At 49.2% G+C, this 16,441-nt stretch carries 12 protein-coding genes; 1 reads left to right on the top strand and 11 read right to left on the bottom strand.

Going from position 1 to position 16,441, the window contains the following annotated elements:
• Positions 1–129 precede the first annotated feature (129 nt).
• From ACXMYH_RS04175 to ACXMYH_RS04130, 10 genes are all read right to left on the bottom strand, one after another.
• A complete protein-coding gene (locus ACXMYH_RS04175) occupies positions 130–579 on the bottom strand; it encodes a divergent PAP2 family protein (protein WP_118529338.1) in 450 nt (149 codons plus the stop codon).
• A 190-nt stretch (positions 580–769) separates the two neighbouring features.
• Positions 770–2,215 (bottom strand): glycogen synthase GlgA, encoded by a 1,446-nt coding sequence (glgA, locus tag ACXMYH_RS04170; RefSeq protein ID WP_118529592.1) that lies wholly within the window; start codon positions 2,213–2,215, stop codon positions 770–772.
• Between the two features lie 237 nt (positions 2,216–2,452).
• Entirely contained in the window at positions 2,453–3,262 is an 810-nt protein-coding gene (gene spo0A / locus ACXMYH_RS04165) for a sporulation transcription factor Spo0A (RefSeq protein ID WP_118298830.1), read from the bottom strand.
• A 460-nt stretch (positions 3,263–3,722) separates the two neighbouring features.
• A complete protein-coding gene (locus ACXMYH_RS04160; protein WP_118298850.1) occupies positions 3,723–5,036 on the bottom strand; it encodes an ATP-binding protein in 1,314 nt (437 codons plus the stop codon).
• Between the two features lie 144 nt (positions 5,037–5,180).
• Complete coding sequence (ilvD, locus tag ACXMYH_RS04155; protein WP_118322369.1) at positions 5,181–6,827, bottom strand: dihydroxy-acid dehydratase; 1,647 nt, start codon at positions 6,825–6,827, stop codon at positions 5,181–5,183.
• A 253-nt stretch (positions 6,828–7,080) separates the two neighbouring features.
• The gene (gene ilvC / locus ACXMYH_RS04150) at positions 7,081–8,094 is read right to left on the bottom strand and encodes a ketol-acid reductoisomerase (protein ID WP_486555591.1); all 1,014 of its coding nucleotides are present in this window, start codon (positions 8,092–8,094) and stop codon (positions 7,081–7,083) included.
• A gap of 14 nt (positions 8,095–8,108) precedes the next feature.
• A complete protein-coding gene (gene ilvN / locus ACXMYH_RS04145) occupies positions 8,109–8,645 on the bottom strand; it encodes an acetolactate synthase small subunit (protein WP_144364837.1) in 537 nt (178 codons plus the stop codon).
• A 7-nt stretch (positions 8,646–8,652) separates the two neighbouring features.
• A complete protein-coding gene (gene ilvB, locus ACXMYH_RS04140; protein ID WP_118529591.1) occupies positions 8,653–10,317 on the bottom strand; it encodes a biosynthetic-type acetolactate synthase large subunit in 1,665 nt (554 codons plus the stop codon).
• A 525-nt stretch (positions 10,318–10,842) separates the two neighbouring features.
• Positions 10,843–11,481 carry a type I phosphoribosyltransferase gene (locus tag ACXMYH_RS04135; RefSeq protein ID WP_015555111.1) on the bottom strand — a complete coding sequence of 213 codons (639 nt, stop codon included), beginning with the start codon at positions 11,479–11,481 and terminating at the stop codon, positions 10,843–10,845.
• Between the two features lie 156 nt (positions 11,482–11,637).
• Positions 11,638–12,513 (bottom strand): methionyl aminopeptidase, encoded by an 876-nt coding sequence (locus tag ACXMYH_RS04130; RefSeq protein WP_015555112.1) that lies wholly within the window; start codon positions 12,511–12,513, stop codon positions 11,638–11,640.
• A 336-nt stretch (positions 12,514–12,849) separates the two neighbouring features.
• Between ACXMYH_RS04130 and pcp the strand changes: the two genes are divergently transcribed.
• The gene (gene pcp / locus ACXMYH_RS04125) at positions 12,850–13,491 is read left to right on the top strand and encodes a pyroglutamyl-peptidase I (protein ID WP_118298836.1); all 642 of its coding nucleotides are present in this window, start codon (positions 12,850–12,852) and stop codon (positions 13,489–13,491) included.
• A 288-nt stretch (positions 13,492–13,779) separates the two neighbouring features.
• Here the strand turns inward: pcp and clpB are convergent, their stop codons facing one another.
• On the bottom strand, positions 13,780–16,380 hold the full coding sequence (clpB, locus tag ACXMYH_RS04120; protein WP_486555590.1) for an ATP-dependent chaperone ClpB: 2,601 nt from the start codon (positions 16,378–16,380) through the stop codon (positions 13,780–13,782).
• Positions 16,381–16,441 lie beyond the last annotated feature (61 nt).

Raw genomic sequence — 16,441 nt, 5'->3', positions numbered from 1 at the left:
TATAAGGGATGTTGCCAAAATTTGCAACATCCCTTTGTAAATCTTTCGTGATTTTTTCACATATTTTCGTGTTTTTTCGCAATACTCTTTAGGCATAATTGTGTATATTTTATATTCAATTTAGTACAATTAACCAATGAGCACTGCGATCAGGATCCCCAGGATCGCCCCGGCAACTACCTGCAGCGGCGTATGTCCCACGTATTCCTTTAATTTTTCCTGGAGAAATACTCCATCAAGGTTCAGAATATTCTCAAAAAATACACTATTCAGCAGCTTCGCCTGTTTTCCCGTCTCCCGTCTCACGCCCATCGCATCGTACATTACGATCATCGCAAGGACAAAGCTGACGGCAAACTCAAAACTTCCGACTCCGTATTTCATTCCGGAAGCTGTTGTGAGCGCGCAGACGGTAGCCGAATGGGAGCTCGGCATTCCGCCTGACCCGAAGATCCGTTCAGGATTAAAAGACCGGTTCAGGACCATATCGATCACGGTCTTTAAAAACTGCGCGACCGTCCACCCCAGCACAGCACTGATCAGCACCTGGTTTCCCAGAAGTTCATTCCATATCGTCATGTTTTCCTCTTTTCTGTAAGATCATTATCAGGCGGCTATTCAGACAAGTGAAAGCACGCTTCGCGGGTTTCCCCTTGTTATCGCGACAGTCGCCAGGGTCTCGCGCAAGCGCGGACTCTGGCTCGTTGTTCGCGTAAATGACATTCCCGCCCACATGGATGCGTGGGCGGGAATGGATTGTGTGAACAACTTAATATCCGATCAGCCAGTCGTATAATTCCTGATATTTCTTTGCAGAGCTGTTCCATGAAAAATCTACAGCCATTGCCCGGTCAATGATCTTGTTCCACTCCCGCTTCTTATCGTAGAAGATATGTTTCGCATAGCGGATGATGTTTAACATTTCGTGGGCATTGTAGTTTGCAAAGGAGAATCCCGTTCCTGTTCCCTCAAACTCGTTGTACGGCCACACCGTATCCTTTAAGCCGCCGGTCTCACGGACAATCGGCACCGTGCCGTACCGGAGCGCCATGAGCTGGCTCAGTCCGCACGGTTCAAATAAGGAAGGCATCAGGAAGGCATCGCAGGCCGCATAGATCTTGTGGGACAGCGGCTCGGAATAATAGATCTGCGCCGATACCCTGTCGTGATACTTCCAGTCATAATGGCGGAACATATTTTCATAGTTCTCATCGCCGGTTCCGAGGACCACTAACTGGACATCGTCTGTACAGATCTCGTCCATAACGCACTGGATCAGGTCGAGACCTTTCTGGCTCGTGAGTCTCGAGACGATACCGATCATAAATTTCTTATCATCTCTGGCAAGTCCGAGCTCTTCCTGGAGTGCGCGTTTATTTTTGACTTTTTCTTTTCGGAAGTTCTTCGCATTATAATTCTGAACGATATCCGGGTCCGTCTCCGGGTTGAATACATCGTAGTCGATTCCGTTTACGATACCGCGGAGATCATTGGCGCGGGCGCGCATGAGTCCGTCCAGTCCTTCCCCGTAGAACGGAGTCTTGATCTCCTCCGCGTAAGTATTGCTGACCGTCGTGATCGCATCCGCGTACACGAGACCGCCCTTTAACATATTTCCGTCTTTATAAGCTTCCAGCTTATCAGGAGTAAAGAAATAGTCCGGAAGACCGGAAAATCTCTGAATCGTCTTCACATCCCAAACGCCCTGGAATTTCAGGTTGTGGATCGTCATAACGGATTTGATCCCGCGGAAGAATTCGCCCTCGCCGAATCTGCCTTTCAGATATACCGGGATCAGTCCGGTCTGCCAGTCGTGGCAGTGGATCACATCCGGTCTCCAACCGATTACCGGGAGTGCGGATAAGGCCGCCTGGGAGAAGAATGAGAATTTTTCCAGATCGTAATACCAGTCTCCATACGGCTTATCTCCCCAGAAATAGCTCTCGTTGTCGATAAAATAGAAGGTGATCCCCTCATAAACATATTCAAGAATCCCGACATAACGGCTCTGTCCCAGATAGTCCATATAGAAATGATTTACATAAGTAAGGTTGCTCAAAAATTTATCTTTGATGCAGAGATATTTCGGGATCATGACCCGAACATCAAAATATTCTTTATCAAAACACTTCGGTAAGGAACCCACAACATCGGCAAGTCCGCCCGTCTTGATAAAAGGTACAGCTTCGGAAGCGACAAACAATATTTTTTTCATGATAACCCATCCTTCCACTTTTCTTGCGTTACCGTTCACCGATATGGACCCGGTAACGTGATCCCGTCGGTCTTTCCATCCCCTGTCGGCAGGATCCGCAGCCAGAACTGCATCATACGGGATCTTCCGTTCAAAAGATCCCTGCCAGTGAACAGCGCTCTGTGCCCCGCTATTAGATTCAGTATAACACATCCCTGTAAAATTAGAAAGTGGGTCTTTTTTGTTTTTTCAGATTTTTCAGATTCGTTTATAATCCAGTCGGATTTTGTCTGCAATCAATGCAATAAATTCTGAATTTGTCGGTTTGCCTTTGCCGCCGTTTACCGTATATCCGAAGAGGCTGTTCAGTGTGTCGAGCTCTCCTCTTCCCCAGGCCACTTCGATCGCATGGCGGATGGCGCGCTCCACGCGGCTCGGCGTCGTTTTATGGGTCTTCGCGATCGTCGGATATAAGATCTTCGTGACCGAAGACAACATCTCGGTATCCCGGACCGACATGATGATAGCATCTCTCAGGTACTGATATCCCTTAATATGTGCCGGGATCCCGATCTCATGCAGCATCTGGGTCACATCCGTCTCCAGATTCTGTTCCATGTAGTTCTCCTTGTCCAGATAAGGCTGTACCCGTTTCATTTCCGTATGTACATTGCCCGCCGCTTTCGCCCGTCCGCGGCAGACTCTGCGGATCTTGTCCAGGATCACGTCGCGGTTGAACGGTTTCATGATATAATAATTCGCTCCGAGGCGGAACGCATCCTCTGTCACATCCTGACTGCTGGCCGCCGTCACCATGATAAACGAAGGGTGGTTCTTCATCTGCGTGTTATTCTTTATCTTTTCCATGACAGAAATTCCGTCAAGTCTCGGCATGATCACATCCATGAGGACAATATCCGGATTTGTTCGGACGATCATATTGTATGCGTCCTCGCCATTATCTGCTTTTCCAACCACATGGATCCCGTCCTCTTTCTCCAGGATCTCGCCAAGTAAATTCAAAGTCTGTCTGTTGTCATCCGCGATCGCAATTGATAATTCTGCCATAATGTTCCTCCTGTTACACTCTGCGTTCTTTTTCTTTCATTTCCCCTGATCCTTTCGGATAGCCGCCGCGATCTTTCACGTTTTGATCTTCTCCGGTAGGAATGTAGAGATTATACGATTTTCTTTCTGTCGAATTCAAGGTTAAACAGGTGTGATTTCGGGTTTTTGCTCGTCATTTTCTGACTATATTCTATTATTTTGTAAATATCTAAATATTTTTCAGCATTCTCTTAGCGGATCTTAGCGAATTTTCGAGTCGAAACAGTTATACAAAAGAATGTGCCTCGGCACATTCTCGCGCCGAGCGCGGTCGCTTGCGACAATCTTCATCTTCGCGCGAGTGTGCATCTTAGGCACGTAGCGCCTTTTTGTTTAACAGGAAGTTCCTTCGGAATTTCCTGTTAAACAAAAAAGGCCCCGGCATGTCTCCATACCAGGGCTTCGTACTCTGTGAGTATTCTTATTTGATCGTGAGCAGGTAATTCGCAAACTGCTGGGCAGTACGGCCGGAAAGTCCGCCGCCGCGCATCTCGAAACGGTTCGCCTCGTAGCAGATCTCCTCGTCCGTCATGATATCCGGAGTGATGCCTGCACGTCTCGCAAGTGCGATCGCCATCTCGTTGAAGCCTTCCTTGTTCGGCTTCGCATAGTAGATGGAAAGTCCAAAACGGTTGACCAGGGAGAGTTTTTCTTCCATAGTGTCGGAACGGTGCAGATCTTCGCTGTGCTCCATATCCTCTCTGTCCTTCCATGTCTCCTTGATCAGATGACGGCGGTTTGATGTCGCATAGATCAGGACATTGTCCGGCTTCGTCTCAACGCCGCCTTCAATAACGGCCTTTAAGAACTTGTACTCGATCTCAAATTCTTCGAAAGAAAGATCATCCATGTAGATGATGAACTTGTAATTGCGGTTCTTGATCTGGGCGATGATCGTCGAGAGATCCTTAAACTGGTGCTTGTAGATCTCGATCATGCGCAGGCCCTGCGGATAGAACTGGTTGACGATCGCCTTGATGCTCGTGGATTTACCGGTACCGCTGTCGCCGAACAACAGGACGTTGTTCGCCGCTTTTCCGTCGCAGAACGCCTGGGTATTCTCCACAAGTTTCTTCTTCTGAAGCTCATATCCGATGAGGTCGTCCAGCATCACGGCATCCATGTTGTTGATCGGGAGGAAGCGGACGGAGCCGTCTCCATTCTCAGCAATGCGGAACGCCTTGTTGAGACCGAACATGCCGACACCGAAGTCCTTGTAGAATTCCGTCACATATTTGAAGAAATCAGCTCCGGACTCAGCCGTCTCAAGCTGTTCACTTAAATTTCTCACCTTTTCGCTGACATTTTTATTGTACATCAGCTCTTTTTTGCGGATCGCCTTATAGTGAGTCAGCTGGGTGAAGCAGTCGATGGAAAGTTCTTTTTCCATCCAGGAGAAATCATAGTCGAACAGCTTTTTAAACATCTCAAAGTCATGAGTCACAAAGTTGTTGACCGTTCCGTCCTGAGCCCCCATCTTTTCACAGACGAGGCTGAACGGATTCTCGTTCGTGATCAGCAGGAAGGTCAGGTAATTATGCCATAAATTTTTATCAAATGCATAGTCTGTCGCAACCGTCAGAAGATTTTTTACCTGATGGAATACGCGTCCGCGCAGTGCGTCTTTGGACTCTGTCTGATTTTTTAATTTTTCGCAGATATCCGCAAGCTGCCAGAGGATCGAGTCTTCCGGCAGGCTGCCGTATACGAGCAGGTTTGATACGATCTCATTCATATGGTTTCCTCTCTTGATGCAAAGGACGGCGCAGCTTCTCAACAAGCCCGCCGCCCTTTTTCATTTTCTTCAATTTCGATGTACATCTTCTTGTCTGCTTTCGCGGTCAGGAAGCTTCGGGCGTCCGCCCTATGAATCCTTCGCCTACTCTACGATCGCACCTTTATCTGCGGAGGATACGTTCTTTGCGTAGCGTTTTAAGTATCCGGTCAGCTTCTTCGGCTCACGGATCTTCATGGTCTTCTTTCTCTCTTCCATCTCTTCATCAGAAACGAGAAGCTTTAAGCTGTAGTTTGGGATGTCGATCGCGATCTTGTCGCCGTCCTTGATGTAAGCGATCGGGCCGCCTGCAGCTGCCTCCGGAGAGATATGTCCGATTGCTGCACCACAGGATGCGCCGGAGAAACGGCCATCTGTCAGGAGAGCAACGGTCGTATCGAGTTTCATGCCAACGATCGCGGATGTCGGGGAGAGCATCTCTCTCATTCCCGGGCCGCCTGCCGGTCCCTCGTAACGGATGACAACGATGTCGCCCGGAACGATCTTTCCTGCGTAGATCGCAGCGATCGCCTCTTCCTCGGAGTCAAAGCACTTTGCAGTACCGGTGTTGACTAACATCTCCGGTTTTACAGCGGAACGTTTTACGATCGCGCCGTTCGGAGCAAGGTTTCCGAAAAGAACGGCAAGTCCGCCTGTCTTTGTGTACGGATTGTCGATCGGACGGATAACTTCCGGATTGCGGTTTACTGCATGTGCAACGTTCTCAGCAACCGTCTTTCCTGTTACAGTCTTGCACTGTCCCTGGATCATTCCTGCATCGAGAAGCTCTTTTAATACTGCGGAGATTCCGCCTGCTTCCATCAGATCCTGCATGTGGTGATGTCCGGCCGGTGCAAGATGGCACAGGTTCGGAGTATGCTCACTGATGTCGTTGATCATATGAAGGTCAAGAGCGATATCAGCCTCGTGAGCGATCGCAAGAAGATGAAGTGCGGAGTTTGTGGAGCAGCCGAGAGCCATATCGGTTGTCAGCGCGTTCTCGAATGCTGCCGGTGTTACGATATCACGCGGACGGATATCATCGGCAAGCAGCTTCATAACCTGCATACCAGCTGTCTTTGCAAGGCGGATACGCTCTGCGTATACAGCCGGGATCGTACCATTTCCCGGAAGTCCGAGACCAAGAACTTCTGTTAAGCAGTTCATGGAGTTTGCGGTGAACATACCGGAACAGGAACCGCAGCCCGGGCAGGAGCTTCCCTCGATCTCAGCGAGTTCCTCATCGTTGATCAGGTTTGCTTTTCTTGCGCCGACAGCCTCAAATACAGTATTTAAGTCTCTCTGGTTGATGGAGAGCATCGGACCGCCGGACACGAAGATACACGGAAGGTTCAGACGCATTGCTGCCATTAACATACCCGGAACGATCTTATCACAGTTCGGGATAAATACGAGAGCATCAAAGCAGTGTGCCTTTACCATACATTCGATGGTATCAGCGATCAGCTCACGGGAGCTCAAAGAGAAATGCATTCCGTCATGTCCCATGGCGATACCATCACAGACACCGATCGTATCGAACTCCATCGGGGTTCCGCCTGCAGCGAGAACACCGTCCTTTACGGCACGTGCGATGTTCTGTAAGTGCATATGACCCGGAGCGATCTCGTTGAAAGAGTTTACGACGCCGACGAACGGGCGGCGCATCTGCTCATCGTTGTATCCGTCTGCCTTTAAAAGGGAACGGTGCGGCGCATGTTCTACGCCTGCTTTTACTTTATCTGAATTCATTGTTTTTCTCCTTATGAAATCCAGAGCCAGGCGGTGATGCCTGGCCCTGAAGAATTTTTTAGGGTTTCGCTGCCCCGCAGTGCCACACTCGCGGACTTGCGTTTTCCGCTAGTCCGCAGTGGCACACTCACGGACTTGCGTCCGTTCGTGCGCGGGCATTCGCCCTATAAAGCCGTCGGCAAAGATTCACTTATGTGCAAGCACAACGTGAATCTTTCCCCGCCGCCTTTGCACTGCTCATTTTCCTACGCGACTATTTAGCCTCGTCAAGATCCTGTGTCTGCTTCCAGCCCATCTTTGCTCTTAACTCGCGGCCTGTCTTAGCTGCAAGTGTATCAGCGTGTGCTGCTCTTGCTGCGTTGAAGGTTGTTCTGCCAACCTGGTTCTCAAGGATCCAGTTCTTAGCGAATGTACCATCCTGGATCTCTGTTAATACCTGCTTCATAGCCTTCTTAGCTTCGTCGCCGATGATTCTCTTACCGCTTACATAGTCACCATACTCAGCAGTATCGGAGATGGAGTATCTCATTCCCTCGAAACCAGCGTTGAAGATCAGGTCTACGATCAGTTTCATCTCGTGGATGCACTCGAAGTATGCGTTCTCCGGCTTGTAACCAGCTTCTACAAGTGTGTTGAAACCAGCTTCCATTAATGCGCAAACGCCGCCGCAGAGAACTGCCTGCTCACCGAAGAGGTCTGTCTCTGTCTCTTCCTTAAATGTTGTCTCGAGGATACCGCCTCTTGCTCCGCCGATGCCTGCAGCGTATGCTTTAGCAACTTCCATGGAGTTTCCGCTCGGATCCTGCTCAACAGCTACGAGACACGGAACACCCTTTCCGCCAACGTACTGGGAACGAACTGTGTGGCCCGGTCCTTTCGGAGCGATCATGATAACGTTTACATCTGCCGGCGGAACGATCTGTTTGAAGTGGATGTTGAAGCCGTGAGCGAATGCAAGTGTCTTGCCTGCTGTCAGGTTGTCTTTGATGTCTTTCTTGTAGAGAGCTGCCTGCTTCTCATCGTTTACAAGGATCATGATGATGTCTGCTGCCTTAACAGCGTCTGCTGTGAGCATAACTGTGAAGCCATCCTCTTTTGCCTTTGCAGCAGATTTGGAACCTTCGTAAAGGCCTACTACAACATCAACACCGGAATCTCTTAAGTTCAGTGCGTGTGCATGACCCTGGGAACCGTAACCGATAACGGCTACTTTCTTTCCATCAAGAAGTGATAAGTTACAATCTCTCTCATAATACATGGTTGCCATAGTTTTTCTTCTCCTTATTCTTCATTGTGATCGACACGTAATGTGTTGTCTATCCCTAAACCGATCGCGATCTCTCCCGACCGGCTAAGTTCTAATATACCAAAATCTCTGACTTTTTCAATAAAAGATTCAACTTTTTTGCTGTCTCCGGTAATCTCGGCTGTCAGATGCTCTTCACCGAAGTCTACGACTTTTCCGCCGTACTCGTTGATCAGATCCAGTACCTGATGTTTGCTGGAACCTCTGTGGCTTCCTGTCAGGTGCATTTTGATGTACATATGCTGGGCAAATACGGTGTTTTCCGGCTCCAAAAGTGTTACAGCACGGACATCGATGAGTTTTTCCAGCTGACGGACCACCTGATCCTTCATATATTCATCTCCTGTGGAGACGATGGTAATCCTTGTATAATTCGGATCATCAAGCGTTCCTGCAGAGATATTATCGATATTATAGCAGCGCTTTGCGTAAAGACCGGCGATGCGGTTTAAAACGCCGAAGCGGTTGTTTACGATCATGGCGACCGCAAACTTTTCAACTTTGTTTTCCATGGTCACCTTATCCTTCCACAATCATGTCTTTGATGGATCGTCCCGGCGGAATCATCGGCAGGACTTTCTCATCCATATCAATGTGACAATCGATCAGAACCGGTCCCTGGGATTTGTCAGCTACATCAAGGGCTTTCTTTAGATCCTCCATCGTGTAGACCGCGTATCCGTCAGCACCGAAGGCTTTCGCCAGAGCCGGGAAGTCCGTCTTTCTGTCCAGGATCGTCTGGGAATAGTGACAGTCGTAGAAAATTGTCTGCCACTGTCTTACCATTCCGAGAACATCGTTGTCAAAGAGGACGATGGTGATCGGAAGCTCCTGGCTTACCGCCGTTGCCATCTCGTTTAAGTTCATTCCGAAGCTTCCGTCTCCGGTGAAGAGAACGGTTCTTCTGCCTCTCGCTGCGATGCATCCGCCGATGGCTGCACCGAGACCGTATCCCATGGTTCCGAGACCGCCGGAAGTGAGAAGCGTATGCGGCTTTTCAAACGGGTAGAACTGCATGGTCCACATCTGGTGCTGTCCGACGTCGGTAGCGACCACTGTGTCCTCGGTACAATGTCTGTGAACTTCCTCGATGATGGCTTCCGGTCCGTAAGGTTTCGGTGCCGGGAGGATCATCTCGTTCTTATAGCCCTCAAGCTCACTCACCCACTCCGGATGCCGTTCTTCCGGGAGCGCTTCCAGAATCTTCGTAAGGATCTCCTTCACATCGCCCCAGAGGCTCACGTCAGGGCTGACGTTCTTTCCGATCTCCGCGCGGTCGATATCGATATGGACCGTCATACATTTCTTTGTGTACTCGTTTAAGTCACCTGTCGCGCGGTCGGAGAATCTAACACCAACTGCCAGAAGCAGATCACATTCGGACTGGGCCTTGATGGACGGATATTTTCCGTGCATGCCGCACATTCCAAGATTCAGCGGATAGGAGGCCGGAACGGAGGTGATTCCCATCATCGAAAGACCGATCGCCGCGTCGACCCGTTTTGAGAGCTCCAGGACTTCTTTCTGGGCTCCTGCTGCCACGACACCGCCGCCTGCGTAGATAAACGGCTTTTTCGCCTTTTTGATCATCTCAACAACTTCACCAATGTCTCCGCACTCGGACTTTCTCGGCTTCTTTACAACACTTGGGACTTTTAAGTCCTCCACATACTCGTATTCCGCAGACTGGACGTTCTTCGGAATATCAATGAGAACCGGTCCCTTACGTCCGGAATTCGCGATCTCGAAGGCTTCAATAATCGTCTTCTGAAGATCCTTAATGTCCCGGACCATGAAGTTGTGTTTTACTACCGGCTGTGTGATCCCGACGATATCCACCTCCTGGAAAGAATCCTTTCCGAGACTGTTTACCGCGACGTTTCCTGTGATCGCGACCATCGGTACGGAATCGAGGTAGGCATTCGCGATCCCTGTCACCAGATTTGTAGCACCGGGACCGCTTGTCGCCAGGACCACGCCGGTCTTTCCGCTTGCTCTCGCATATCCGTCAGCGGCATGGGCAGCTCCCTGCTCATGGGCCGCTAAGACATGTCCGATACGGTCAGACGCAAGATAGAGTTCGTTATAGATATCAAGCACTGCGCCCCCCGGATATCCGAAGACCACTCTCACGCCCTGATGGATCAGCTCTTCCACCAGGATCCGCGCTCCGTTCATTTTCATAGCTGTTTTTCCCCTCATCTTATTTCTTTCAGAATGTCCGACTCTGTCAGACATTCCCGTCTTTTCTTTTTTCGGTACGGACAAATGTCCGTATCAAAATTCAGGTATAAAAAAGCCTTACAGCGTTACACTGTAAGGCTTTGCTTTCTTTCGTAACTTGTTCTTTCAAGTTTCTATCAGGCAATCCCGGATTCAGTATAACGCAAATAAGCATTCCCGTCCACGACGATAATGCTGACGATAATTCGAATCACGACTGCGAGTAGAATAAGATTCGTCATATCTTTGCGTCTCCTTTCCAGTTGCCCTTCAGCAATGTTACTATGTTTTATTATAAGCACTTTGTCAGAAATTGCAAGTAGTTTCTTTTTATATCTTGTATGAACCAGAGTTATGTAACATCGCTGGCTCGTCAGTGCCTTTTTATTTAACTGGGAATTCATCGGAGTTCCCTGTTAAAAGAAAAAGCTCTGCAGACACCGGGATTTCCCCGGCCTGCAGAGCTGCTCCTATTTCAAATTATTTTTACAGTTTTGAATATCCATACGGATTGATCAGCGCATCCAGTTTCTTTCCTTCCTTACATAACGGGCAGTTTCTGTAGTCGCTGTACTGGTAATCCGGAACATCTTTTAATCCGAATACCGACTTGATCGGAATTCCGTTGACATTCTCAAGTGCGCTGAATACTGCGGAGATCCCCTGAATAATTCCTCCATAGTACTGGACACCCTCGATCGCCTTGTTAATCGTCAGACCTGTTGTCACGGTCGCGGTGAGGATCAGCACATTCTTTCCATTGATCATTGCGCGGTAATTGTCCTTAAACACGATCTGGCTGTTGCTGTTGAACTCCGGTTTGATAACGTAGATCGTCTTATGGGCGTTCTTCGACATGAAACCGCCTTTTGTCAGCTCCTGCGCAAGAAGCGTTCCGATCACCTCGGTCCCTTCCATGCATACGATTGTATCGACGATCATATCGTACAGATACATATGTACGAGTGCCTGGGCAATTCCTCCCGCCTCACTCAGACGGCTCTTTACCGTCGTCAGGTCAAAATAGTAATTCGTGTGGGCATGATTCGTTGCAAAATGTCCCTTTACGATTTTTAACGGGGTATCTGTACCGGTCGTCTGAATTTTGTCATACTTTAACTCCATACACGATCCTCCTTATTCAAATCTCACGTTTACTGTTATTTGACTATATTATACCGAATTTTCAGATACTATTCAAGGAATTTTCCTGTTTTTCATCAGGTTTTTCGTCACTGTTTACGCCTTGCGCAAACAGTAACGGTTTTTCTCCCTGTTTTTCTACCACGCAAGGACCTCATGTCCGGTCTCTGTCACGAGTACCATGATCTCCCTCTGGGCAGACGGAAGCCTGTCATCGGTATAGATCGTCCAGCCATTGCTGTCATCCACAAAGATATCCGGACGGCCCATGTTGATCATCGGCTCGATGGTAAAGATCATCCCCGGTGCCATAAGCATCTCCTCGCCCCGTCTTGTCACATAGCTTACAAACGGGTCTTCATGGAACTCAAGGCCGACACCGTGGCCGCCGACTTCCTCGACAATGGTGTATCCGTTCTTCTTCGCATAGTCATGGACTGCCTGCCCCATATCTCCTAAGAATCCCCACGGTTTTACCTGTTCAAGACCTTTTTCCACAGCTTCGTTCGTGACACGGACAAGTTTTTCCTTTTCCGGATCCACGTTGCCGATCAGGAACATTCTGGACGAATCAGAAAAATATCCGTGAAGGATCGTGGAGACATCCACGTTGATGATATCGCCGTCTTTTAAGACAACATCCCCGGACGGGATTCCGTGGCACACCTGATCATTGATGGAGGTGCACACGCTCTTCGGGAATCCCTCATAATTTAACGGTGCCGGAATCCCGCCGTGCTTTGTCGTAAAGTCGTATACCCACTGGTCGATCTCCTCCGTGGTAATTCCCGCTCTGATGTGCTCCGCCACATAGTCAAGGACTGCCACATTCAGTTTTCCGCTCTCACGAATCCCCTCGATCTGTGCCGGTGTCTTGATGATCTTGTGGGACGGAACCTCGTGGCCTGCGAAGCGGGCACGACTGATCTTCTGGTCAAATGCCATATGGCACTCACAATATGGCTTCCCGCTTCCACACCAGCATGGATCATTTTTTCCGATTCTGCGAAACATAATTTTTCCTCTTTTCTATCTGTTTTTGCATTTCTGCATCGCACAGGATTTTCAACAAAAAATGTGCCTGGCACATTCTCGCGCCTCACGCGGTCGCATGTGACAATCTGCATCTTCGCGTGTTTGCACATTAGAAAATTCCTGTCCGTGTACAGGAATTGCGTTTGCGAATTCTTTTATTTTCCTGTATAATATCCTTATCTATCATAACGTCGGAGACTCTGTTTGTCAAATAAGTCTCCTGAGAAAATATGCCGTTAATATCACGGCGTGGATTTTCCGGACTGAAAATCCCCCGCGTTGCAGAGGCGGCTTTAAAGAAAGTGAGGAATTTACATGAACGTACTGATCACCGGGTTCGACCCCTTCGGCGGAGAACCGATCAATCCGGCATGGGAAGCCGTAAAAGCCATGAAAGACGAGATCGCCGGGGCAACGATCACAAAGCTGCAGATCCCGACCGTAGTCGCTAAATCCATTGCGAAAGTCCATGAAAAAATGCAGGAGCTCCACCCGGATATCGTTATCAGCATCGGCCAGGCCGGCGGACGGTTCGGCGTGACTCCGGAGCGTGTTGCGATCAATGTAACAGATGCAAGAATCCCGGATAACGAAGGAAACCAGCCCATCGATGAGCCGATTTTTGCAGACGGAGATGCTGCCTATTTCTCCAATCTTCCGGTGAAGGCGATGGTTCAGGAGATCAGGAACGCCGGTTATCCTTCTACCCTCTCCAACACCGCAGGAACCTATATCTGCAACCATGTCATGTATGGAATTTTATACTATATCCAAAAGGAATTTCCAAATGTACGCGGTGGCTTTATCCACGTTCCGTATGCCGTTTCCCAGGTTGTCAATAAACCGGCGACCCCGTCTATGGCCATTGCGGATATTACGGCTGCATTGGAAGCGGCTGTGAAGGCCGCTGTTGAATATGAGCAGGATATCAAAGTGGTCGGAGGAGAGACGCACTAAAAGTCACTTCTGTCGCACAAAAAAACTTCATCTCCGGAATTTTTTCAGGCTGTGATATCAGTCTGAAGGTTTCCAGAGATGAAGTTTTTCTGTAACTGTTCAGTAGGTCTGCGCACTTGCTGCGCTGACCGTAAGAAAACATAGGCTGGAGGGCAAAAATCCCATCAGCGAAGCTGATCTGGAATAGATTTTTGCGTGTAACTATGAAGGTACTGAATAGTTACGTTTTTCTTTTATCCGGGTTCCGGACTGCCTTTCAAAGCACCCGCCCGGAATCCAGTTTTCTGATTATTCTTTTGTTCCTCTCTCCGCAGACGCGTTGAGCTTTCCGTCGACCACGTCGATCTTGATCGTATCTCCGGTATGGACACCATCCGACAGGATCAGGCGGGCTGCCAGAGTCTCCACATTCTTCTGCAGATATCTCTTAAGCGGTCTTGCGCCGTATACCGGATCATAACCGTTGTCCACGATAAACTGCTTTGCAGTATCGGAAAGTGCAACCACAAGCTCTTTATCCGCCAGACGTTTGTTGATATCGGCAACAAGCAGATCGATGATGCTTCCGATGTTGTTCTTTGTGAGCGGCTTGAAGAGGATCGTCTCATCAAGACGGTTTAAGAACTCCGGACGGAAGTGGGCACGCAGATCGTTCATGACCTCAGCCTTTGCCTCCGGCTTAATATCCCCATTCTCATCGATACCGTCAAGCAGATACTGGGAACCGATATTGGAGGTCAGGATAATGATCGTATTCTTGAAATCCACGGTCTTGCCCATGGAATCTGTGATACGTCCGTCATCGAGGACCTGGAGCAGAACATTGAATACATCCGGATGTGCCTTCTCGATCTCATCAAACAAAACGACACAATACGGTTTTCTGCGGACTGCCTCTGTGAGCTGACCGCCCTCATCGTATCCGACATATCCTGGCGGCGCTCCGATCAGACGGGATACGGAGTATTTCTCCATGTATTCACTCATATCGATCCGGACCATGTTGTTCTCATCATCGAACAGACTTGCCGCAAGTGTCTTTGCAAGCTCTGTCTTGCCGACACCGGTAGGTCCGAGGAACAGGAAGGAACCGATCGGCTTTGTCGGATCCTTGATCCCGGCCTTGGAACGGATGATCGCGTCTGTAACCTTCTCGACTGCCTCATCCTGACCGACAACACGTTTGTGGAGCTCATCGTCCAGATGAAGAGTCTTATTTCTCTCGCTCTCCGTGAGCTTTGCAACCGGGATACCGGTCCAGCGGGAGATGATCCTTGCGATCTCATCTTCGGTAACGCTCTCATGGACAAGGCTCAGATCTGCGTTCTTTACCTTCTCCTCCTCTTCCTTCAACTCTTTTTCAAGCTGCGGAAGCTTACCATACTGGAGCTCTGCTGCCTTATTCAGATCATATTTCTGCTGTGCATCCTGGATCTGACGATGGACTGCCTCGATCTCCTCACGGATGGAGGAAAGCTTATCAACCGTCGCCTTCTCGTTCTGCCACTGAGCCTTCTGAGTCGCGAACTGGTCATGGAGCTCCGCCAGCTCCTTCTGAAGATCCACAAGGCGTTCCTGACTTAAATGGTCTGTCTCTTTCTTAAGAGCCGCCTCCTCGATCTCAAGCTGCATGATCTTTCTGGAGAGTTCATCCAGCTCCGTCGGCATGGAATCGAGCTCCGTCTTGATCATTGCGCAGGCTTCATCCACGAGGTCAATGGCCTTATCCGGAAGGAAACGGTCGCTGATATAACGGTTGGAAAGAGTTGCCGCCGCTACAAGAGCGGAATCGGTGATCTTTACGCCGTGATAAACCTCATAACGGTCCTTCAGTCCACGAAGGATCGAGATCGTATCCTCGACCGTCGGCTCATCAACCATAACCGGCTGGAAACGACGTTCCAGAGCCGGATCCTTCTCAATATATTTCCGGTACTCATCCAGAGTTGTCGCACCGATACAGTGCAATTCACCACGGGCAAGCATCGGCTTTAACATATTGCCGGCATCCATGGAGCCTTCCGTCTTTCCGGCTCCGACGATGGTGTGAAGCTCATCAATGAACAAAATGATCTGTCCCTCGCTCTTTCTCACCTCATCGAGAACGGCTTTTAAACGTTCCTCAAACTCACCGCGGTATTTCGCGCCCGCAACAAGGGCACCCATATCCAGCGAGAATAATTTCTTGTCTTTTAAGCCTTCCGGTACATCACCTCGGACGATACGCTGTGCAAGACCTTCTACAACGGCGGTTTTACCAACACCAGGTTCACCGATCAGAACCGGGTTGTTTTTCGTTTTTCTGGAAAGGATCCGGATCACATTCCGGATCTCGGCGTCACGGCCGATCACCGGGTCCATCTTCTGATCTCTTGCCTTTTCTACAAGGTCGGAACCATATTTATTTAAGGTATCGTAGGTTGCCTCCGGATTATCGCTGGTAACTCTCTGGTTGCCGCGGACCGTGGACAGAGCCTGTAAGAATTTATTCCGGTCGATCCCATAAGTACGGAACAGTTCCTTCATAGCCTTGTTCGGCTGTTTTAACAGGCATAAGAACAGATGCTCAACGGAAACATATTCGTCTCCCATCGCCTTTGCCTCATCCTCGGCATCAATCAGGACTTTATTAAGATCCTGGGTCAGATAGACCTGTCCGCCTCCGGATACCTTCGGCAGCTTTTTAAGTGCTGCTTCCGCCTCATCTGTAAACTGCTCACCGGAGATTCCCATCTTCGTGATCAGCTTTAAGATCAGGCTGTCATCTAATTTTAACAGACTCACCAGGAGATGTTCCTGGTCGATCTGCTGATTTCCATATTCATAAGCCAGCTTCTCGCAGTTTTGGACTGCTTCCACTGATTTCTGTGTAAATTTGCTGATATTCATGATCGCAAGCCTCCCTTCAATTCTGAAGTACTTGTTGTGTTTGTTGTCAGTAATACCGCCC

The organism is Pilosibacter sp. NGB245 (genome assembly GCF_057397225.1).
The sequence above is the reverse complement of the archived record's forward strand: the minus strand, read 5'-3'. Positions and strand labels throughout refer to the sequence as shown.